Origin of the sequence: Rhodovulum sp. BSW8, assembly GCF_003314725.1 — a bacterium.
GTDB lineage: Bacteria > Pseudomonadota > Alphaproteobacteria > Rhodobacterales > Rhodobacteraceae > Rhodovulum > Rhodovulum visakhapatnamense.
In genome coordinates this window covers 48,163-69,416 of record NZ_QNVX01000005.1, presented here as the reverse complement: position 1 = coordinate 69,416, position 21,254 = coordinate 48,163, and the positions used below count along the sequence as shown (strand labels likewise).

The 21,254-nt window shown below is 68.7% G+C and carries 15 protein-coding genes; 6 read left to right on the top strand and 9 right to left on the bottom strand.

All coding sequences use genetic code 11. The annotated features are described in order from the left end of the window. Nucleotides 1-7: 7 nt before the first annotated feature. The 3 genes from der to DSD19_RS02525 all read right to left on the bottom strand — a co-directional run bounded on the left by der (nt 8) and on the right by DSD19_RS02525 (nt 3,553). Complete coding sequence (gene der / locus DSD19_RS02535; RefSeq protein WP_113668426.1) at nt 8-1,477, bottom strand: ribosome biogenesis GTPase Der; 1,470 nt, start codon at nt 1,475-1,477, stop codon at nt 8-10. Between the two features lie 47 nt (nt 1,478-1,524). Continuing rightward, complete coding sequence (locus DSD19_RS02530; protein WP_113668425.1) at nt 1,525-2,838, bottom strand: PQQ-like beta-propeller repeat protein; 1,314 nt, start codon at nt 2,836-2,838, stop codon at nt 1,525-1,527. Between the two features lie 61 nt (nt 2,839-2,899). Continuing rightward, nucleotides 2,900-3,553, bottom strand: a complete 654-nt coding sequence (locus tag DSD19_RS02525) for a tetratricopeptide repeat protein (protein ID WP_113668424.1) — start codon at nt 3,551-3,553, stop codon at nt 2,900-2,902. A gap of 247 nt (nt 3,554-3,800) precedes the next feature. Between DSD19_RS02525 and DSD19_RS02520 the strand changes: the two genes are divergently transcribed. Next, nucleotides 3,801-5,015, top strand: coding sequence for an efflux RND transporter periplasmic adaptor subunit (locus tag DSD19_RS02520; RefSeq protein ID WP_113668423.1), 1,215 nt, complete (start codon nt 3,801-3,803; stop codon nt 5,013-5,015). Continuing rightward, entirely contained in the window at nt 5,012-8,566 is a 3,555-nt protein-coding gene (locus DSD19_RS02515; protein ID WP_113668422.1) for an efflux RND transporter permease subunit, read from the top strand. The genes DSD19_RS02520 and DSD19_RS02515 overlap by 4 nt, the downstream gene beginning before the upstream one ends. A gap of 136 nt (nt 8,567-8,702) precedes the next feature. Here the strand turns inward: DSD19_RS02515 and DSD19_RS02510 are convergent, their stop codons facing one another. Both DSD19_RS02510 and DSD19_RS02505 read right to left on the bottom strand, forming a co-directional pair. Continuing rightward, nucleotides 8,703-10,544 carry an ABC transporter ATP-binding protein/permease gene (locus DSD19_RS02510; protein WP_113668421.1) on the bottom strand — a complete coding sequence of 614 codons (1,842 nt, stop codon included), beginning with the start codon at nt 10,542-10,544 and terminating at the stop codon, nt 8,703-8,705. A gap of 69 nt (nt 10,545-10,613) precedes the next feature. Beyond that, on the bottom strand, nt 10,614-11,879 hold the full coding sequence (locus DSD19_RS02505) for a LysM peptidoglycan-binding domain-containing protein (protein ID WP_133260345.1): 1,266 nt from the start codon (nt 11,877-11,879) through the stop codon (nt 10,614-10,616). A 100-nt stretch (nt 11,880-11,979) separates the two neighbouring features. Here DSD19_RS02505 and DSD19_RS02500 point away from each other — a divergent pair, with 100 nt between their 5' ends. Next, on the top strand, nt 11,980-12,558 hold the full coding sequence (locus tag DSD19_RS02500) for a TIGR00730 family Rossman fold protein (RefSeq protein ID WP_113668419.1): 579 nt from the start codon (nt 11,980-11,982) through the stop codon (nt 12,556-12,558). Here the strand turns inward: DSD19_RS02500 and rarD are convergent. After that, nucleotides 12,474-13,427, bottom strand: a complete 954-nt coding sequence (gene rarD / locus DSD19_RS02495; protein WP_113668418.1) for an EamA family transporter RarD — start codon at nt 13,425-13,427, stop codon at nt 12,474-12,476. The genes DSD19_RS02500 and rarD overlap by 85 nt on opposite strands. Continuing rightward, entirely contained in the window at nt 13,424-14,563 is a 1,140-nt protein-coding gene (locus DSD19_RS02490) for a pyridoxal phosphate-dependent aminotransferase (RefSeq protein ID WP_113668417.1), read from the bottom strand. Before DSD19_RS02490 ends, rarD begins: the two co-directional genes overlap by 4 nt. 71 nt (nt 14,564-14,634) lie before the next feature. Here DSD19_RS02490 and DSD19_RS02485 point away from each other — a divergent pair, with 71 nt between their 5' ends. The 3 genes from DSD19_RS02485 (at nt 14,635) to DSD19_RS02475 (ending at nt 17,547) form a co-directional block, all read left to right on the top strand. Further along, nucleotides 14,635-15,969, top strand: a complete 1,335-nt coding sequence (locus DSD19_RS02485; protein ID WP_113668758.1) for a M48 family metalloprotease — start codon at nt 14,635-14,637, stop codon at nt 15,967-15,969. Beyond that, complete coding sequence (locus tag DSD19_RS02480) at nt 15,966-16,700, top strand: thioredoxin domain-containing protein (RefSeq protein ID WP_113668416.1); 735 nt, start codon at nt 15,966-15,968, stop codon at nt 16,698-16,700. Before DSD19_RS02485 ends, DSD19_RS02480 begins: the two co-directional genes overlap by 4 nt. Before the next feature lie 88 nt (nt 16,701-16,788). Continuing rightward, entirely contained in the window at nt 16,789-17,547 is a 759-nt protein-coding gene (locus tag DSD19_RS02475) for a DsbA family protein (protein ID WP_113668415.1), read from the top strand. A 135-nt stretch (nt 17,548-17,682) separates the two neighbouring features. Here the strand turns inward: DSD19_RS02475 and ispG are convergent, their stop codons facing one another. Then, entirely contained in the window at nt 17,683-18,819 is a 1,137-nt protein-coding gene (gene ispG, locus DSD19_RS02470) for a flavodoxin-dependent (E)-4-hydroxy-3-methylbut-2-enyl-diphosphate synthase (RefSeq protein WP_075785121.1), read from the bottom strand. A gap of 222 nt (nt 18,820-19,041) precedes the next feature. Further along, a complete protein-coding gene (gene scpA / locus DSD19_RS02465; RefSeq protein WP_113668414.1) occupies nt 19,042-21,174 on the bottom strand; it encodes a methylmalonyl-CoA mutase in 2,133 nt (710 codons plus the stop codon). Between the last annotated feature and the right edge of the window lie 80 nt (nt 21,175-21,254).

The following is a 21,254-nucleotide window of genomic DNA, read 5'->3' as shown; positions in this document are numbered from 1 at the left end:
AGCCGGATCAGCTGCCGGACTTCTTCTCAATGTGCTTTCTGAGCCGCGAGGGCGTCTTTTTCTTCCTGGCCCGGAACGGGTTGCGGTCGCCCTGGCCGCGGAAGGTCAGCCGGATCGGGGTGCCCGGCATCTCGAAATCCTCGCGCAGACCGTTGACCAGATAGCGGCGATAGCTTTCCGGCAACTTCTCGGGAACCGAGGCCATCACCACGAATGCCGGTGGCCGGGTCTTGACCTGGGTCATGTAACGCAGCTTGATCCGGCGCCCGCCGGGCGCGGGCGGCGGGTGCATCTCGAGCATGCCCGCGAGCCAGCGGTTGAGCCGTGCGGTCGGCACCCGGCGGTTCCAGACCGTATAGGCCGAAATCACCGCATCATGCAGCCGGTCGAGCCCCCGCCCGGTCAGCGCCGAAACCGTCACCAGCGGCGCGCCGCGCAGCTGCGGCAAAAGCCGTGCGAATTCCTCTTTCAACGCAATCAGCTTGTCCTGACGGTCGGTCTCGAGATCCCATTTGTTGACCGCGATGACCACCGCGCGGCCCTCGCGCTCGGCCAGATCGGCGATCTTGAGGTCCTGCGCCTCGAACGGGATCTGCGCATCGAGCAGTACGACCACGACCTCGGCGAACTTGACCGCCCGAAGCCCGTCCGACACCGACAGCTTTTCCAGCTTGTCCTGGACCTTGGCGCGCTTGCGCATGCCTGCGGTGTCGAACAGCCGAACCGGCGTTCCCTGCCAGTCCATCGACAGCGAAATCGAATCGCGGGTGATGCCCGCCTCGGGGCCGGTCAGCAGCCGGTCCTCGCCGAGGATCTGGTTGATCAGCGTCGACTTGCCGGCATTGGGCCGCCCGACCACCGCGACCTGCAGGGGCCGCGCGGCGGTCGGCATCCGGACCGGAGCCTCCATGTCCTCGTCGTCGTCCTCGGACAGATCGACGTCGACCTCGGGCGCGGCCTCGGCATCGATCCGGGCCTCGGCGGCCTCGATCAGCGGGGCAAGCACGGCATGCAGCTCGGCCATGCCCTCGCCGTGTTCGGCCGACAGCCTGAGCGGCTCACCAAGGCCCAGCGCATAGGCCTCAAGGAACCCCGCATCGGCGGCGCGGCCCTCGGACTTGTTGGCCCCGAGGATCACATGGGCGGATTTCTTGCGCAGGATGTCGGCAAAGACCTCGTCGGCGGCCAGAACGCCCGCCCGCGCGTCGATCATGAAGAGACAGGCATCGGCCATGCCGACCGCGCGCTCGGTCAGCTTGCGCATGCGGCCCTGCAGGCTTTCGTCGGTCGCCTCTTCCAGCCCGGCCGTGTCGACCACGGTAAAGCGCAGATCGCCGAGCCGCGCCTCGCCCTCGCGCAGGTCGCGGGTCACACCGGGCTGGTCGTCGACCAGCGCCAGGCGCTTGCCCACCAGACGGTTGAACAGCGTCGACTTGCCGACATTGGGCCGGCCGACGATGGCCAGGGTAAAACTCATGGGTCTCTCCGAACCGGATCAGACCGACCGCCTACACCATCCCGGGCCTAGCGGAAAGCCTCGAGTTCCCCGCGCTCGGACAGCACGTAAAGCGTACCGCCCGCTACCACCGGCCGCGACGCGGCCCCGCCGGGCAGGTCGATTTCCGCCAGCACCGCGCCCGAGGCCGGGTCGAAGCCCCGGAGCCAGCCGTCATCCGAGGCGACCCAGATCCGCCCGCCCGCGAGGATCGGCCCGTAATGGGCATAGACGGCCTTGCGTTTCTTGGGCTTCTTCTTGGTAAAGTACGGCAGATCCACCGACCAGATCCGGCTGCCGTCGCGGGCGTCGAGCCGCACCAGCTTGTCCTGATCGGTCATGAAGAAGACCGAGCCGCCCACCGGCAGCATCGCGCCATAGGCGCCGTCCTCGGCAGTCCAGATCCGTTCGCCCGAATTGACATCCAGCGCGACCGAGCGGCCCGACTGGTTGCCCGCGAAAAGCACATTGCCCGCGACCACCGGATCGCCGGTGATGTCGGTCACCGAGGCATAGACCGCGCCGCGCCGCTGACCGGCGACCGCCGCACCCCAGACGCGCACCCCGCTTTGCCGCAGGGTCGCGACAAGATCGGCCGAACTTAAGGGGAAAATTGCCAGCCGGTCGGTCACCGCGGGCGCGGCGCCCCCCAGCATTCCGGCGGGCGCGGGCGTGCCCGGGATCTGCCATTGCACCCGGCCGTCGGCAGCCGAAATCGCCCAGGCGCGGTTGTCGCGGCTGACGAAATAGACGATGCCGTCGCGATAGGCGGGCGGACCCGAAATCGCGGCATCGGCCTTCTGGGTCCAGAGCTCGGCCCCGGTCGCCGGATCCAGCGCGATCAGCGTGCCATAGCCCGTGGTGGCGAACAGCCGCCCGTCGCCATAGGCGAGCCCGCCGCCGCTGACATCCTTGCCGCGCTTGCCCTCGGGCCGCAGGTCGGCCTTCCACAGGACCTTGCCCTCGGCCGAGACGGCCGCGGCCTGGCTGCGCGCATCGAGCGTGTAGATCACCCCGCCCGCAACGACCGGCGGCGCGGTGATCCGGTAGCGCCGGCTGTTGCCCGCCCCGATCGAGGCCGACCAGATCCGCGCGGGCGTGGCCGACAGCGCCGCATGGGGCGTCAGATGTTCCGGATTGCCGCCCAGCTGCGGCATGTCGGCCACCGCCTGCGCGGCCGGCAGCGCGATATCGCGCGCCTCGGGCAGCGCGGGCTGCGCCGTCTCGAGGCCCAGGGCCTCGCGCACGCCCAGCCGTTCGCCCGGCAGGATCTCTTCCTTGTCGCCGCACCCCGCGACCAGGGCGACCAGCGCCAAGACGCTCGTTACATGGCCGAATTTCACTGTCGCTGTCCCCTCGATCCTGGGCTCGTCCTGTCTGGCTGTCCGGCCGCCTGCGGCCGCATCAGCCGGCGTCCGGCGATCCGCCGAGCGCCACAATCAACCGACTGGCGCGCTGACGCAAGTCCGCGCTGGCCTCGGCATCGTCAAGCAGGCCGCGCAGCCGGTCCAGCGCGGCATCGGTACGGTCCGCGTCGATCTCGGCATAGGCCATCTGTTCCAGCGCCAGCGTCCGGAACGGGCGCCCCGGCGCCGCCAGCGGCTCCAGCGCGGCCAGCCGCGCCTCGGGCGTCATGTCGCTGCCCCGCATCAGAACAAGCTTCAGCGCCGCCAGATCCGACAGGTAGGGCGGCAGGGAGGCATCGGCGGCAATGGCATCGAGCCGCTCGGTCGCGGCGATCCGCCCGGCCGCATCAGGCGCCTCGGCGGCGGCCAGAAGCGCGACCAGCGCGCCCGCCGGGCCGTCGGCGCCGATCCGGCCCAGCGCCTCGGCGCGGGCCGCGGCATCGCGGATCTCGATCGCATCGAGAATGCTGTCGCCCAGCGCCTGCGCGGCGGCCTCCTGCCGGGCGATGCTCCACTCGCGCCAGGCGGCGGCACCGACCAGTCCGACGATGATCAGGGCCGCGATCCAGCCATAGCGGCGCATCCAGGCGAACAGGCGGTCGCGGCGGACCTCGTCGGTCACTTCCTGGATGAAACTGTCGGGATTGGTCATGGGCGTCTCGGCGGTCCGGCTGCTTGGGCTCTGCTTGCGCCCGTCTTAGCGCAGCGCTTGCCCCTTTGCAAAGCCCCGCGACCATGGCCGCCGCACGGCGCCGGAACGCTTGTACCCCCTGCCCGTTTGATCGTACCATCTGCGCATGGATCAAGGCGGCCGGTCCGGGCCCGTCCCGCGCCGACCCGCCTTGCCGGGACGGCCGCGACCGGCCCCGAAGCGCGCGACGAGAAAGGCAAGGCTGTCCATGCGTTGGATCTCGATGCTCACCGCCCTGCTGGTGACGGTCGGCTTTTACCTGCTGATGATGGAACGGGACCGCGTGATGGTCTTTGCCGGGGTGGAACCCGCTCCCGCGCCAGCCGCAGATACCGGCGGCTCCGGTCCCCAGAAGGTGTCCGTCCTCGTGCAGCGCAGCACGGCGCAGCAGGTTCAGGGCGGCGTCCGGCTTCGCGGCGAGACCGAGGCCGCGCGCAGTGTCGAGGTGCTGGCCGAAACCGACGGCCGGGTGATCTCGGAGCCGCTGAAAAAGGGCAGTGCCGTCGCGGCCGGGCAGACGCTCTGCCGGATCGAGCCGGGTACGCGGCCCTCGGCGCTGGCCCAGGCCCGGGCGGTGCTGGCCGAATCCCGCGCGCGTCTGCCCGAGGCGCGCGCCGCCGTCGCCCAGGCCCGCGCCCAGCTGGACGAAGCCCGGATCAACGACCGCGCCGCCCGGCGGCTGTCGCAGGAGGGCTATGCCTCGGACACGCGGGTCGCCGGAACCGCTTCGGCGGTCTCGACCGCCGAGGCGGCGGTGGCCTCGGCCACGGCGGGGCTCGAGGCGGTCGAAACCGCCCGCAAGACCGCCGAGGCCCAGGTCGCGACCGCCGAGATCGAGATCGAGCGTCTGACCATCGCCGCCCCCTTCGCGGGTGTGCTGGACGAGGACACGGCCGAGCTGGGCACGCTGATGCAGCCCGGCCTGCCCTGCGCCACGGTGATCGCGCTCGACCCGATCCGGCTGGTGGGCGCGGTGCCAGAGACCGAGGTCGACAAGATCCGCGTCGGCGCGCCCGCCGGAGGCCGGCTGCTCTCGGGACAGGAGATCGCGGGCCGCGTCGCCTTCGTCGCACGCACCACCGACCCCGCCACCCGGACCTTCCGCGTCGAGGTCGAGGCGCCCAATGCCGACGGGGCGATCCGCGCCGGGCAAAGCGTCGAGATCGGCATCGCCGGCCCCGCCCGCAGCGGCCATCTGGTCCCGGCTTCGGCGCTGACGCTGGACGATGCCGGGCGGCTCGGGCTGCGCTATGTCGATGACACCCGCCATGCCCGCTTTGCCCCGGTCGAGGTGATCCGCGACGCCCCCGAGGGCATGTGGGTCGCGGGCCTGCCCGACAGCGCCGAGGTGATCGTGGTCGGACAGGAATTCGTGTCGGACGGCACGCCGGTCGAGGTCAGTTATCGCGAGAGCCCGCAATGACCGGTCTTGTCGACTGGGCCGCCGCGCGGGCCCGCATGGTCGTGGCTTTCGTCCTGATGTCGCTGGTCGCGGGCGCGCTGGCCTATATCGAGCTGCCCAAGGAGGGCGAGCCCGATATCGAGATCCCGGCGCTGTTCATCTCGGTGCCCTTCCCCGGCATCTCGGCCGAGGACGCCGAGAAGCTGCTGATCAAGCCGATGGAAACCGAACTGTCCGATCTCGACGGGCTCGATTCGATGACCGCGACGGCGCGCGAGAACTATGCCGGGGTGGCGCTGGAATTCGAATTCGGCTGGGACAAGACCAAGATCCTCGCCGATGTCCGCGACCGGATGAACAAGGCCGAGGCCGATTTTCCCGACGGCTACGAGAAATACACGATCTCCGAAATCAACTTCTCGGAATTTCCGATCCTCGTCGTGAACCTCGCGGGCGAGGTGCCGGAACGGACGCTGGTGCGTGCGGCCAAGGACCTGCAGGACCGGCTCGAGGCGCTCGACCCGGTGCTCGAGGTGTCGATGGCGGGCCAGCGCGACGAGATGCTCGAGGTGATCCTCGATCCGCTGAAGCTCGAATCCTACAACGTGACGGCGCAGGAACTGGTCAATGTCGTCACCGCCAACAACCAGCTGATCGCGGCCGACGAGGTCGAGACGGCGCAAGGCGCCTTCGCGGTCAAGATCCCGGCCTCTTTCGACGACCCCTCGGACGTCTACGACCTGCCGGTCAAGGTCAACGGCAACCGGGTGGTGCGGCTGGGCGATCTGGCCGAGATCCGGCTGACCTTCGAGGACCGCAGCTCGACCGCGCGCTTCAACGGCGAGCCGACGCTGGCGCTGCAGGTGGTCAAGCGCAAGGGCTTCAACATCATCGACACCTCGCGGCTGGTGCGCGAGGAGGTCGACAAGGCCCGCGCCGACTGGGCGCCAGAGCTGCGCCAGGCCATCGTGGTCACGACCTCCAACGATCAGTCGACCAATGTGGAATCGATGGTGCGCCAGCTCGAGGGCTCGGTGCTGACCGCGGTCGCTCTGGTGATGGTGGTGGTGCTGGCCTTTCTCGGCACCCGCTCGGCGCTGCTGGTGGGCTTCGCGATCCCGACCTCGTTTCTCTTGTGTTTCGTGCTTCTGGCGATCCTCGACGTGACCGTGTCGAACATCGTCATGTTCGGGCTGATCCTCGCGGTCGGCATGCTGGTCGACGGCGCCATCGTGGTCGTGGAATATGCCGACCGCCGCATCGCCGAGGGCACCGGCCCGATGCATGCCTTCTCCGATGCGGCCAAGCGGATGTTCTGGCCCATCGTCAGTTCGACCGCGACGACGCTGTGCGCCTTCCTGCCGATGCTCTTCTGGCCCGGCGTCGCGGGCGAGTTCATGGGGCTTTTGCCGGTCACGCTGATTTTCGTGCTGTCGGCAAGCCTGGTGGTCGCGCTGGTCTACCTGCCGGTGGTGGGCGGGGTCGCGGGCCGGTTTTCGCGGGTGCTCTGGCGCATCACCGAGCGGCTGAGGCCCTTGCCGAAGGGTTTGCGTCTCGGGCTGATGGCGCTGGCGCTGGCGACGGCCTTCCTCGGCGCGATGCGGATGCTGAACCCGGCCTGGCCCGCGCCCGGCCCGGCCAGTTCGGGCCCGATCGAGATGCTGCCGGGACTGGCGCTGTTCACGCTGGGGCTGATCGGCTGTTCGCTGGCGGTGAACGCGCTGCGGGACCCGCGGCCCGAGCCGGTCAAGGCGGGCTACCGCCCGACCCTCTTCGGCCGGCTGATCCGCGCCATCGCTGGCAATCCGGTGATGCCGCTGGTCACTGCCGGGGCCGTGCTCGCCTTCGTCGCCGGGGTCTTCGTCTATTACGGCAAGCACAATAACGGGGTCGAGTTCTTCGTGAAGACCGAACCCGAACAGGCCATCGTCTATGTCCGGGCGCGGGGCAACCTGTCGATCGACGAGAAGGACGCGATGGTGAAGGCGGTCGAGCGCGTCGTGCTGACCGAACCCGGGGTCGAGAACGTCTTCTCCTTCGCAGGAGAGGGCGGCCTGAGCCAGAACACTGGCGGCGCGAGCCCGCCGCTCGACACAATCGGCCAGGTTCAGATCGAGCTGCAGAAATGGCAGGAGCGCGCTGCCGACCCCGATCTGCATGGCGGCCTGATCCTCGCACGGATCGAACGCAAGCTGGCCCAGATCCCCGGCATCCGGACCGAGATCCTGAACCTGTCGGATGGCCCCGCCTCGGCCAAGCCGGTGCATCTGCGGCTGAAGGGCGACAATTGGGACGATCTGTCGGCGGCCGCCCGGATCGCCCTCGACCGGTTCGAGGCCACCGATGGGCTGCGCGACATCGAGGATACCCGCCCCCTGCCCGGCATCGACTGGCAGGTCGATGTCGATACCGAAGAGGCCGGCCGCTTCGGCGCCTCGGCGGTGCTGGCGGGCCAGATGGTCCAGCTGGTCACCCGCGGCATCCTGCTCGACACCATGCGGGTCCCCTCGTCGGACGAGGAAATCGACATCCGTGTGCGCCTGCCGGAACGCGACCGGCTGCTGTCCACGCTCGACACCCTGAAGGTGCGGACCGAAGTCGGACTGGTGCCGCTGTCGAATTTCGTGACGATCGCGCCGGTGCGCAAGATCGGGCGGATCAACCGGGTCGACGGCAAGCGCTATTTCGACGTCAAGGCGGCGGTGGCCGACGGGCTCACGACAGCCGAGGGCCAGCCTATCAACGCCAATGAGCGGATCGCGACCCTCACCCGCTGGCTCGACACCGCGCCGTTTCCGCAGGGCGTCAGCTGGGAATGGACCGGCGATCAGGAGGACCAGGAGGAAAGCACGGCCTTCCTGTCGAAGGCCTTCACCGCGGCGCTGGGGCTGATGTTCATCATCCTGCTGGCGCAGTTCAACAGCTTCTACAATTCGGTGCTGGTTCTGCTGGCGGTGGTGCTGTCCTCGGCGGGCGTGCTGATCGGGATGCTGGTGATGGGCCAGCCCTTCTCGATCATCATGACCGGCACCGGCGTGGTGGCGCTGGCCGGGATCGTCGTGAACAACAACATCGTCCTGATCGACACCTATCAGGACTATGCCCGCTACATGCCGCGGATCGAGGCCATCGTGCGCACCTGCGAGGACCGCATCCGTCCGGTTTTCCTGACCACGGTCACCACCATGGCGGGCTTGCTGTCGATGATGCTGGGGGTCAGCTTCGACTTTGCCAATGGCGGCTATACCATGGGCAGCCCGGCCTCGCTGTGGTGGACCCAGCTGGCGACGGCGGTGGTCTTCGGGCTGGGGGTGGCGACGGTGCTGACGCTCGTCTTCACGCCCTCGCTGCTGGCGCTCCGCGAATGGGTGCGGGCGGGCGCCTATGCATCCCTACGCCGTCTGGCGGCACTCAGCGCGGGCCCCGACAGCCGCGCGGCCCGCGACCTCGCGCTGACCCGCGCCGCCGCGCGGCTCGATGGGCCCGAGATCGTCTGGACCGAGGCCCCGGAGCCAACCGGGGCCGCCGGGGCGGCGGCAGGCAAGCCAGACGGCCTTCGCGCCGCCGAATGATCGCGCCCCCTGCCCCGGCGCGGGGCCATGTGGCGAGCCGGGGTGCCATGGGTATTTTTGCCAAGAAGAAGAGGGATCGAGCGCGGACCGGGTCCGGGCGGATCGTTTGCCGAAGCCGCGCCGGAGCCGGGCGCGGTCATTCGGCCGCGATATCCTCGTCCTCGCCCGCCTGCTGGCGCTGCCACATCGCGGCGTAGCGGCCGCCGCGGGCCAGAAGCGCCTCATGCGTGCCGCGCTCGACCACATGGCCGTCCTCCAGCACCACGATCTCGTCGGCATCGACGATGGTCGACAGCCGGTGGGCGATGGCGATCACCGTGCGGCCCTCGCCCATCGCCTTGAGTTCCGACTGGATGCCCGCCTCGGTCTCGGAATCAAGCGCCGAGGTGGCCTCGTCGAGCAGCAGGATCGGCGGGTTCTTCAGAAGCGTCCGGGCGATGCCCACGCGCTGTTTCTCGCCGCCCGACAGCTTGAGCCCGCGTTCGCCCACCAGCGTCTCATAGCCCTTGGGCAGCGTTTCGACGAAGTCGTGGATCTTGGCGGCGCGGGCCGCGGCCTCGATTTCGGCGGGGCTCGCGTCGGGGCGGCCATAGGCGATGTTGTAAAGGATGGTGTCGTTGAACAGAACCGTGTCCTGCGGCACGACGCCGATGGCGCGGTGCAGGCTGTCCTGGGTGACCTCGCGCAGGTCCTGACCGTCGATGGTCACCGCGCCGCCGGTCACATCGTAGAAGCGGAAGAGAAGCCGCCCGATGGTGGACTTGCCCGCCCCCGACGGCCCGACGATGGCGACCTTGCGTCCCGCCGGGACGGAAAACGAGACGCCCTGCAGGATCGGCCGCTCGGGCTCGTATCCGAAACGCACGTCGCGGAACTCGACCGCGCCGCCCGTCACCTTCAGCGCGGGCGCGCCGGGCCGGTCGGTGACCTCGGCGGGCTGTTCCAGAAGGGCGAACATGTCACCCATGTCGATCAGGCTTTGGCGGATCTCGCGATAGACCGCGCCGAGGAAGTTCAGCGGCATGGTGATCTGGATCATGTAGGCATTGACCATCACGAAATCGCCCACGGTCAGCTTGCCCGCCTGTACCCCCAGCGCGGCCATGACCATCACCGCGATCATGCCAAGCGTGATGATGAAGGCCTGGCCGAAATTCAGCAGCGCCAGCGAATAGGAGGTCTTGATCGCGGCATCTTCATAGCCTTCCATCGCGCGGTCGTAGCGGTCGGCCTCGCGGGCCTCGGCGCCGAAATACTTGACCGTCTCGAAGTTCAGCAGGCTGTCGATGGCCTTCTGGTTCGCGTCGGTGTCCTGGTCGTTCATCCGGCGGCGGATCTTCACCCGCCAGTCGGTGACGACGAAGGTGAACTTGAAATAGACCGCGATCACCGCCGCCACGACCCCGAGATACCACAGATCGAAGGCCAGCGCGAAGACGACGCCCACCATCGCCAGCTCGACGATCAGCGGGCCGATGCTGAAGAGAAGAAAGCGCAGCAGGAACTCGACGCCCTTCACGCCGCGTTCCATCACCCGCGACAGCCCCCCGGTCTTGCGCGAGATGTGATAGCGCAGCGACAGCCGGTGGATATGGGTGAAGGTTTCCAGCGCCAGCCGCCTCAGCGCGCGTTGCCCGACCCGGGTGAAGATCGCGTCGCGCAGCTGCTGAAAGCCGGTATTCATCAGCCGCGCCATGCCATAGGCGACGGTCAGACCGACCGCGCCCACGGCCAGCAGCAGCGTGTCGTCGCGGGTCTCGCCGGTCAGGCTGTCGACGGCGGCCTTGTAAAGGAACGGCGTGCCGACCGAGACCACCTTGGCCAGCAGAAGGGCGGCCAGCGCCAGGACGACCCGGCGCTTGACCCAGCCCTGACCCGGGGGCCAGAGATAGGGCGCGACCTTGCGGATCGTTCGCATGCCCTGCTCGCGGTCGAACTGCGACAGGTCTGCGGTTGTGGGGCGTTTGCCACGGCGCATCGATAGCCTTCCTTGGGGAGCGCGGCAGACCCTAGCGCCGGATGCCGGAAAAGGCCAGCGACGCGCGGGCTACTCGCCCCGAGGAAGATCGAAGATCTGGCCGGGATAGATCAGATCGGGGTCGCGGATCTGGCTGCGATTGGCCTCGAAGATCTTTACGTATTGCATGCCCCGGCCATAGGTGCGGTCGGCGATGCCCCACAGCGTGTAACCCGGTTGCACGGTGATCGCCCGGACCCCGGTCGCGCCCCCGGGCCCTGCGGGCGGCGCGGCGGTGGCGGCGATTTCGGCCGGAGCCTCGCGGTGGAAGGGCGTCTCGAAGCGCGCGGCGACGCTGCCGTCTGCGGCCAGCAGATCGGCCCGCAGCGCATGAAGCCCGGCACCGATCTCGGGGGCATGCAGCATCCAGCGCCCGGCGCTGTCGATTCCGGTCTCGGCCAGCGGCGCGTTGTCGAGATAGAGCCGCAGCGCGCCGCCGGGCCGGCCGCGCCCGGCAAGGCGCACTGCCCCATCGGCATCGTAGGTGATCGCGTCGAGCGTCACGCCCGAGACCGGCGGGGCCTCCCCGGCCTGCGGCGGCGCGACGAGACGCACCCCCCCGGCATCGGAAATCAGGATCGCGGGGGCGGCGTGCGGGGCCTCGATCACGGGTCTTACCGCCGGGGCGGCACCAGAGGCGCCGATGTCCGACAGGCCCTCCGCCGCCGCCGGTCCGGGAGCTGGCGCGCCAACATCGGCCGCCTGTGCGACCGCCTGCGCGCCCCCGGCCGCCGGTTCGGCCTCGACGGCGGGCGAAACCGAAGATGAAGCGGGGGATGGGGCGAGGATCACCGTTGCCTCAGAGGGGGTCTTGCGCCCGTCGGCGCTGCGCATCGAGAGCGAGATCCGGCGCGGATCGCGGCTCTGGTCCAGATCGAACAGCACCGCGAAATCGCCATCGGCGCCAACCTCGGTGCGGGTGGCTTCGCGGCCTTCGACCAGAACCGCGACGGAACTGCCGGGCTCGGCGCGGCCCGCGACCAGCGCGCCGCCCTCGGGGCCGACCCGCACCACGTCGAAAACGGGCGGCGTGGTGTCCGGCGGCGGCGCAAGGTCCGAGCGGTCGTCCAAAGGCGTTGCCCCGGCAGGCGCCTGTCCGGTCGCGGGACCGGCTTGAGGCGCTGCGGCGTCCGGGCTGCGGCTGGGCGCGTCCGTCGATGGCGCGGCCCCGGGCGCCTGACCGTCTGCCTTTCGGTCGTCGTCGCGGCCGAGGAACCAGGCGGCGACCATCAGCACCAGCACCGCCTCGCCGCCGAGGATCGCCCAGGTCCAGACCGACCGCTTGCTCTCCGACATCGCCTTCCCCATCTGCGCGCGTCCCCGCCAGGCGAGCGCCTTGCGAGACCATACCAACCCCGCTATCACGGGTCCAGAAAACCGATCCCGCAGGCGCCCCATGACCCTTCAAAACCCCTCGATCTGTGTCTTCTGCGGCTCACGCGACGGCACGCGCCCCGACTATCCCGAAGCCGCCGAGGCGCTCGGCCATGCGCTGGCCGCGGCGGGCTGGCAGCTTGTCTATGGCGCGGGCGATGTCGGGCTGATGGGGCGGGTCGCGCGGGCGGCGCAGGCCTCGGGCGGGCGGACCTTCGGGGTGATCCCCATGCACCTGCTCGACCGCGAGGTCGGCAAGCGCGACCTCTCGACCTTCATCGTGACCGAGAACATGCACGAGCGGAAGAAGGTCATGTATATGAATTCCGACGCGATCGTGGTGCTGCCGGGCGGCGCCGGGTCGCTGGACGAGTTCTTCGAGGTGCTGACCTGGCGCCAGCTGGGGCTGCACGCCAAGCCGATCTATCTGCTGAACACGGCGGGTTTCTGGAACCCGCTGAGCGCGCTCATCCATCACTTCATCGACGAGGGCTTCGCCGAGCCGTCGCTGGCGGCCTATGTCCGGGTGGTGCCGGATGTGCCCGCCCTGATGGCGGACCTGCGCGAGGCCCTGTCCTGCCGCAGGCTTTCGGCCGAATAAAGCGCCAGCGCCGTCCAGATCAGGGCAAAGGCGAGGATGTGCCAGCCGGTGAAGGGCTCGCGGAAGACCAGCGTCGCCACCATCACCTGCAGCGTCGGGTTAAGATACATCACCAGCCCCACCGTCGCGAAATTGACCCGCTTGGTGGCATAGCTGAACAGCATCAGCGGCACCGCCGTCAGCGGCCCGGAAAAGACCAGAAGCAGGCTGTCGCCGAGATCCTGGCCGAAGGCGCCCAGCGCCCGCCCGGTCAGCCCGGGCCAGCCCGCGACATGCACCCCCCAGAGCCAGACCACCGCCAGCGGCAACAGCAAGACGACCTCGGCGGTGACCGACACGACCGGCCCGGCGGGCACGCCGCGCTTGGCCAGCCCGTAAAGCGCGAAGGTTCCCGCCAGCGCCAGCGACAGCCAGGGGGCGACGCCAAGCCCCCAGGTCAGAGCCGCGACGGCCACGGTGGCGATGCCCACCGCGACCCATTGCAGGGCCGAGGGCCGTTCGCCCAGTGCCGCGAAGCCCACCGCCACCGCGACCAGCGGGAAGATGTAATAGCCAAGGCTCGCCTCGACCGCATGACCGATCTGGATCGCGTAGATGAAGAAGAACCAGTTGGTCGAGATCATCACCGCCGCCGCCGCCACCAGCCAGAGCGCCCGGGCCTGACCGAAGAGCCGCCAAAGTTCGCCAAGCCGCCCCTGCACCGCCAGCACCAGCCCGAAGAAGACCAGCGACCAGATCGTCCGGTGGCTCAGCACCTCAAGCGGCGGCACATGGGCCAGAAGCTTGTAATACATCGACGAGAGGCCCCAGATCGCCGAGGCCCCCACCATCGCCAGAACGCCCTTCGCGGCCGGGCTGAGCGGGCTCATCGCGCCGCCATGAAGCGGGCGAGCCGGGCCAGACCCTCCTCGATATCGGCAGTCGAACGGGCATAGGAAAAGCGCAGCGTGCCCGCCCCCCTCTCGGGGTCGAAATCCAGCCCCGGGGTCACCGCCACCCCTGCCTTTTCAAGGATCTCGGCGGCGAAGGCGCGGCTGTCGGTCGTCAGGTCCGACACATCGGCATAGACGTAGAACGCGCCGTCGGGCGGCGCGATCCGGGTAAAGCCCGCCTTGGGCAGCCCCTCCAGCATCAGCGCGCGGTTCTTCCGGTAGACCTCCAGATTGGCCTGAAGCTCGTCGCCGCAATCGAGCGCCGCGAGCGCCGCGACCTGGCTGGCATGGGGCGCGCAGATAAAGAGGTTCTGCACCAGACGCTCGACCCGGCGGATATGATCCTCGGGCACGACCATCCAGCCGACCCGCCAGCCGGTCATCGAGAAATACTTGGAAAACGAGTTGATCACATAGGTCTCGTCGGTGATCTCAAGCGCGGTCACGGCTTTGCGCTCATATTCGATGCCGTGATAGATCTCGTCCGAAATGAAGGCCGCGCCGCGCGCCTCGGCCGCCCCGATCAATGCGCCCAGCGCGTCGCGGTCGAGCATCGTGCCCGAGGGGTTGGCGGGCGAGGCCACCAGCAGCCCGTCGAGATCTTCGGGCAGATCGCCCGGCACCGGTTGCAGCCGGTGCTGGCTTTCGGTCCGGATCATCACGGGTTCCAGCCCCAGCGCCTTGAGGATCGCCTTGTAGGACGGATAGCCCGGCGCGCCGATCCCGACCCGCGCACCGACATCGAAAAGCGAGGTGAAGGCCAGCGTGAACCCGCCCGAGGACCCCGGCGTCACCACCACCCGGTCTGAGTTCAGATCGACCCCGTACCAGTCGCGGTAAAGCGTGGCGATCCGGGCGCGCAGCGCGGGCAGGCCAAGACCCACGGTATAGCCCAGGGGGCCTTCCTCCATCGCGCGGGCCAGCGCCTTGCGGGCGGCCGCGGGCGCGGGCGTGCCGGGCTGGCCCACCTCCATGTGGATGATCCTGCGGCCCTGCGCCTCGGCGCGGGTGGCGGCCTCCATCACATCCATCACAATGAAGGGATCGACCTCGCCCCGGCTTGAAACCTTCATGCCCGTCTCCTTAGGGTGCCTGCCAGTTGCAGGCTTTCTTCCAGCCGAGAGGGGCGAGGTCAATGGCAGCCATGACAGGACTGGCGCGCGGCCTGGCGGGCCTCGCCCTGGCGCTGATCGTCCTGCTCGCGCCGATGGCCGCGCGGGCGCAATCGCTGATCCGCGACGCGGAGATCGAATATGCGCTGAAACGCCTGACCCAGCCGCTGGCGGTCGCCGCAGGGCTCAGCCCGCAGCGGGTGCGCGTGATGGTGCTGCAGGACTCGAGCCTCAACGCCTTCGTGCTGGACGGCCAGACCATCATGGTCCATTCGGGGCTTCTGCTGCGGCTGGAAAGCGCGGGCGAGTTGCAGGCGGTGATCGCGCACGAACTGGCCCATATCGCGAACGGCCATATCACGCGCAGGCTTGCCAACATCCGCGGCGCGGGGTCCGCCGCCGGCATGGGGCTGTTGATGTCGCTGGCGGTCGCGGCCACCGGCAATGCCGACGCCGCCGCGGGACTGGCGATGGGCAGTTCCTCGACGGCGCAGCGGCTTCTTTTCGCCCATACCCGGGCCGAAGAGTCCTCGGCCGATCAGGCCGGGGCGCGCTACATGGCCCGCGCCGGGATCTCGCCCCAGGCGATGGTCGATGTGCTTGAGATGTTCCGCGGTCAGGAGGCCCTGTCCGAGACCCGGCAGGACCCCTATGTCCGCACCCATCCCCTGCATGCCGACCGGCTGCGCAGCGTGCGCGGCTATGCCAGCGCCTACAAGGGCACAGCCCAGCCCGATGCCGAGGCCGATTACTGGTTCGCCCGGGCGCGCGGCAAGCTGGGCGCCTTCCTGCAAAGCCCGCGCTATACCCTGCGCCGGGCGGAAAAGGACAAGACCGCCATCGGCATGATGCGCCGCGCCGTGGCCTGGCACCGGACGCCCGATGCGAAACGGGCCATGGCCGAGCTTGCCCGGCTGGAGGCCGCCCAGGGCGGCGACCCGTTCGTGCAGGAGCTGAAAGGCCAGATCCTGCTGGAATCCCGTCAGTTCGGCCCGGCCGCCCAGGCCTATGCCCGGGCCGTCCGGATGGCCCCGAACGAGCCCCTGATCCTCGCGGGCTACGGGCGCGCGCTGCTGGCGCTCGACCGCCCCGGCGAGAACCGGCAGGCGCTCGACGCGCTCGAGAAGGCCCGCGCCCGCGATCCGTTCGACCCGCGCATGCTGCGCGATCTGGCGGTGGCCTATGCCCGCACCGGCAATAACGGCATGGCCTCGGTCGCGACCGCCGAACGCTATGCGATCATGGGCCGGATGGACACGGCGGGCGTCCATGCGCGCCGGGCCGAGGGGCTGTTGCCGCGCGGCTCGCCGGGCTGGCTGCGGGCCGACGACATCCTCGCCGCCGCGGAACGGAGCGCGCGCAAATGAAGGCGCTGGCCGTCCTGATCCTTCTGGCCGCCGGATCGCCCGCCCTCGCCGGGCTGACCGCCGACGAACGAGCCGCCTTCCGCGCCGAGCTGCGCGCCTATCTGCTGGACCATCCCGAGGTGATCCGCGAGGCGCTGGAGGGCGCCGAAGCGCGCCGGATGGAACGCCACGTGACCAGCGATCTTGACCTGATTGCTGCCCATGCGGATGAGCTTTTTCACGCACCGGATGACTGGACCGGCGGCACTCCCGAGGGCGACGTGACGCTGGTCAGCTTCGTCGACTACCGCGCCGAGGGCGCCGCGCGGGCATTGGACGCGGCGCTGGAAACCGCTGCCGAGGACGGGCGGCTGCGGCTCGTGGTCAAGGACGCGCCCGATCCCGGGAATCCCGAGGCCCTGCGGGCCGCACGGTTCGCTCAGGCCGTGCTTCGGCTTGCGGGGCCCGACGCCTATGGCACCGCTCAGGCCGGGCTTCTCGCGGCGAAAGGGCCGCTTGACCGGGCCGCGCTCGACCGGATCGCCGCAGCGCTGGGGCTTGACCCGGCGGCCGTTGCGGCCCGGATGGACGCCCCGGACATCGCGACGAAGCTTGCCGGGACGCAGGCGCTTGCCGAGGCGCTCGATCTGGGGCCGGCCCCGGCCCAGGTGCTGAACCGCACGCTCGTCCGGGGCGACGTGCCCGCCGTCGCGCTGTCGCGGATGGTCGAGGCAATGCGCCGCAAGAAGTGACCTCGGCGCCCGCATTTGCCCATTGGCCCGGCGCCCGGGATGTGGTCGAAGAGGGACCGACCCGCGTCACCACGAACGGAGAGAGCCGATGACCCGCATGACCGCCGCCGCGCTGATGGCCCTTGGCCTCGCCGCTCCCCTCGCCGCCCCCGCCCAGGCGTTCGATCTGACCGACATGAGCGCCGCCGACCGCGAGGCGTTCCGCGCCGAGGTGCGGTCCTATCTGATGGACAATCCCGAGGTGCTGATGGAGGCCATCGGCGTGCTCGAACAGCGTCAGGCCGACGCCCAGGCGCAGAACGACGAGACCCTGGTCAAGGTCAATGCCAAGGACATCTTCGAGGACGGCTTTTCCTGGGTCGGCGGCAATCCCGAGGGCGACGTGACCCTGGTCGAGTTCACCGACTACCGCTGCACCTATTGCCGGAAGGCCTATTCGGAAGTGACGCAGCTGATCGAGGGCGACGGAAACATCCGCTTCGTGGTGAAGGAATTTCCGATCCTCGGCGACCAGTCGGTCCTGTCCTCGCGCTTTGCCATCGCGGTCCAGCAGGTCGCGGGCGACGCGGCCTATGCCAAGGTTCATGACGCGCTGATCACCTTCCGCGGCAATGTCACCGACGACTCGCTGAAACGGCTGGCCGAGGAGAACGGTCTTGACGCAACGGCGGTTCTCGAGCGGATGAAGGCGCCCGAGGTGGAGAAGGTCATCGCCGAGAACCACGCGCTGGCGCAACGGCTGCAGATCTCGGGAACCCCGACCTTCATCCTCGGAGACCAGATGATCCGCGGCTACGTCCCGCTGGACGGTATGAAGCAACTGGTCGCGGACGTCCGCGCCGACTGAGCCCACAGAAAAAGCACCCCAGGAAAGTTCGCGAACTTTCCTGGGATGTTATGCCAAGGCCTTCTCATATACGTGCCGGGTCCCGCGCAAAATTCTTCGCCGAAGAATTTTGGCCCCCAGCGGCGACCGAACGCCCTATTCCGCCGCTTCCGCCTCGGACGCGGCCCGTGCCGCGTCGATCTCGGCGGCCTTCTTCTCGACCTCCTCGACGATATGCTCGATCATCGCCTCGTTCGAGATCCGGTGGTCCTGCTTGCCCGCCAGATAGACCATCCCGTTGCCGTTGCCGCCACCGGTAAAGCCGACATCGGTCATCAGCGCCTCACCCGGCCCGTTGACGACACACCCGATGATCGAAAGGCTCATCGGCGTCTTGATATGTTCAAGCCGCTTCTCCAGCGCCTCGACGGTCTTGATCACGTCGAAGCCCTGTCGCGCGCAGGACGGGCAGGAGATGATGTTGACGCCCCGGTGCCGCAGCCCCAGCGCCTTGAGGATCTCGTAGCCGACCTTGATCTCCTCGACCGGATCGGCCGAGAGCGACACCCGCAGCGTGTCGCCAATCCCCATCCAGAGCAGATTGCCAAGCCCGATCGCCGACTTGATGGTGCCCGGCACGAAGCCGCCCGCCTCGGTGATCCCCAGATGGATCGGCGCCTCGGTCACTTCGGCAATGCCCTGATAGGCGGCCGCGGCCAGGAACACGTCGGAGGCCTTCACCGAGATCTTGAACTCGAAGAAGTCGTTATCCTCGAGGATCCGGATATGTTCGAGCGCCGACTCGACCATCGCCTCCGGGCAGGGTTCGCCGTATTTCTCGAGCAGGTGCTTTTCCAGCGACCCGGCATTCACCCCGATCCGCATCGAACAGCCATGGTCGCGGGCGGCCTTGATGACCTCCTTGACGCGCTTTTCGTCGCCGATATTGCCGGGATTGATCCGCAGGCAGGCAGCACCCGCCTCGGCGGCCTCGATGCCGCGCTTGTAGTGGAAATGGATGTCGGCCACGATCGGCACCGGGCTTTCGGCGACGATCTCCTTCAGCGCGCGCGACGAGTCCTCGTCGGGCACCGAAACACGCACGATATCCGCGCCCGCCTCGGCCGCCCGCAGGATCTGGCCAAGGGTTCCCTTCACATCGGTCGTGACCGTGTTGGTCATGGTCTGGACCGAGATCGGGGCGTCGCCACCGACGGCCACGGGACCGACATGGATCTGACGGGACTTGCGACGGTCGATGCTGCGCCAGGGGCGCACGGCGTTGAGAGACATGGGTCTACCTGTCCGGGCGTTGGTGAATCCACCTTTTGGATAGAAGATTCCCCGCCTCGGCGCAACGCGCGGCCTTGCCGCGCCCCCCCACCGGCAGCACAGCACCGGCCCACCCGTCGGCAGGACCGTGCGCCGCGAAACACACCGGCCCCGCCGCGAAAGGCGACGGGGCCGGTCTTGCAAGATTACCGCGCTCCGCGCGAACCGGCGCGGCCGTCCGGATCAGGCGCGGGCTTCGCGGATCAGCCGCAGGATGTCGTTCGCCGCGGCCGGGATGTTGGTCCCCGGGCCGAAGATCGCCTTGACGCCGGCATTCTGCAGGAACTCGTAATCCTGATGCGGGATGACGCCGCCGCAGATGACGATGATGTCTTCGGCCCCCTGTGCCTTCAGCGCCTCGATCAGCTTCGGCGCCAGGGTCTTGTGGCCTGCCGCCAGCGACGAGATCCCGATCACGTGGACGTCGTTGTCGATGGCGTCCCTTGCTGCCTCTTCGGGGGTCTGGAACAGCGTGCCCACATCGACGTCGAAGCCGATATCGGCAAAGGCCGTCGCGATCACCTTGGCACCGCGGTCATGCCCGTCCTGCCCCATCTTCACGACCAGCATCCGCGGCCGCCGCCCTTCTTCCTCGGCGAAGTCCTCGACCGATTTCTGGATCGCGGCAAAGCCCTCGTCGCCCTCGTAAGCCGCGCCATAGACGCCCGACAGCGTCTTGACCTCGGCGCGGTGTCTCCCGAACACCTTTTCCATCGCCATGCTGATTTCTCCCACCGTGGCGCGCGCCCGCGCCGCCTCGACCGCCAGCCGCAGCAGGTTCCCCTCGCCGCTGGCCGCCGCCTGTTCCAGCGCCTCGAGCGCCGCCGTGCAGGCCGCCGGATCGCGGGTGGCACGGATCTTCTCGATCCGGGCGATCTGGCTGTCGCGCACCTTCATGTTGTCGACATCGAGAATGTCGATCTCGTCTTCCTTCGCTAGGCGGAACTTGTTCACGCCCACGATCACCTCTTCGCCGCGGTCGACACGGGCCTGCCAGCGCGCGGCGGCCTCCTCGATCCGAAGCTTGGGCATGCCCGTGGCCACCGCCTTGGTCATGCCGCCCATCTCGTCGATTTCCTCGATGATCGCCCAGGCGGCATCGGCCAGATCCGCGGTCAGCTTCTCGACATAATAGGACCCCGCCAGCGGATCGACGACCTTGGTGACCTTGGTCTCGTTCTGCAGGATCAGCTGGGTGTTCCGCGCGATCCGGGCCGAGAACTCGGTCGGCAGGGCGATCGCCTCGTCGAAGGCGTTGGTATGCAGCGACTGGGTGCCGCCCAGAACCGCGCTCATCGCCTCATAGGCGGTGCGGACCACGTTGTTATAGGGGTCCTGCTCGGCGAGGCTGACGCCCGAGGTCTGGCAGTGGGTGCGCAGCATCAGGGATTTGGGGTTCTTCGGTCCGAACTCGGACATGATCCGGTGCCACAGGAACCGCGCCGCGCGCAGCTTGGCGATTTCCATGAAGAAATTGGTGCCGATGGCGAAGAAGAAGGACAGCCGCCCGGCGAAGGCATCGACATCGAGCCCGCGCGCCAGCGCCGTCTTCACGTATTCCTTGCCGTCGGCCAGCGTGAAGGCAAGCTCCTGCACCAGGTTCGCGCCCGCCTCCTGCATGTGATAGCCCGAGATCGAGATCGAGTTGAAGCGCGGCATGTCGGTCGAGGTGAACTCGATGATATCCGCGATGATCCGCATCGAGGGTTCGGGCGGATAGATATAGGTGTTCCGGACCATGAACTCTTTCAGGATGTCGTTCTGGATGGTCCCGGAAAGCTGCTTGCGCTCGACGCCCTGCTCCTCGCCCGCGACGATGAAGTTCGCGAGGATCGGGATCACCGCGCCGTTCATCGTCATCGAGACCGAAATCTCGCCCAGCGGGATGCCGTCGAACAGGATCTTCATGTCCTCGACGCTGTCGATGGCGACGCCCGCCTTGCCGACATCGCCGACCACGCGCGGGTGGTCGCTGTCATAGCCGCGGTGGGTCGCAAGGTCGAAGGCGACGGACACGCCCTGCTGACCCGCGGCCAGCGCCTTGCGGTAGAAGGCGTTCGATTCCTCGGCCGTCGAGAAGCCTGCATATTGCCGGATCGTCCAGGGGCGGCCGGTATACATCGTGGCCTTGGGCCCGCGCGTGAACGGCGCCTCGCCAGGAACCGAGCCCATATGCGCCAGCCCCTCGGTATCGGCCTCGGTGTAAAGCGGCTTGACGGCAATCCCCTCGGGGGTCTCCCAGGTCAGGCTGTCGAGCGGCTTGCCGCGCAGTTCCTTTTCGGCCATCGCGGCCCAGCGTGTGGTCTTGTCCGTCATCGGATCTGTCCTTCTTCTGCTTGGCCCGCGCCGGGCGCGGGTTCAGACTTCGCTTTCCGCCCGCCTGCACCTATATCTGG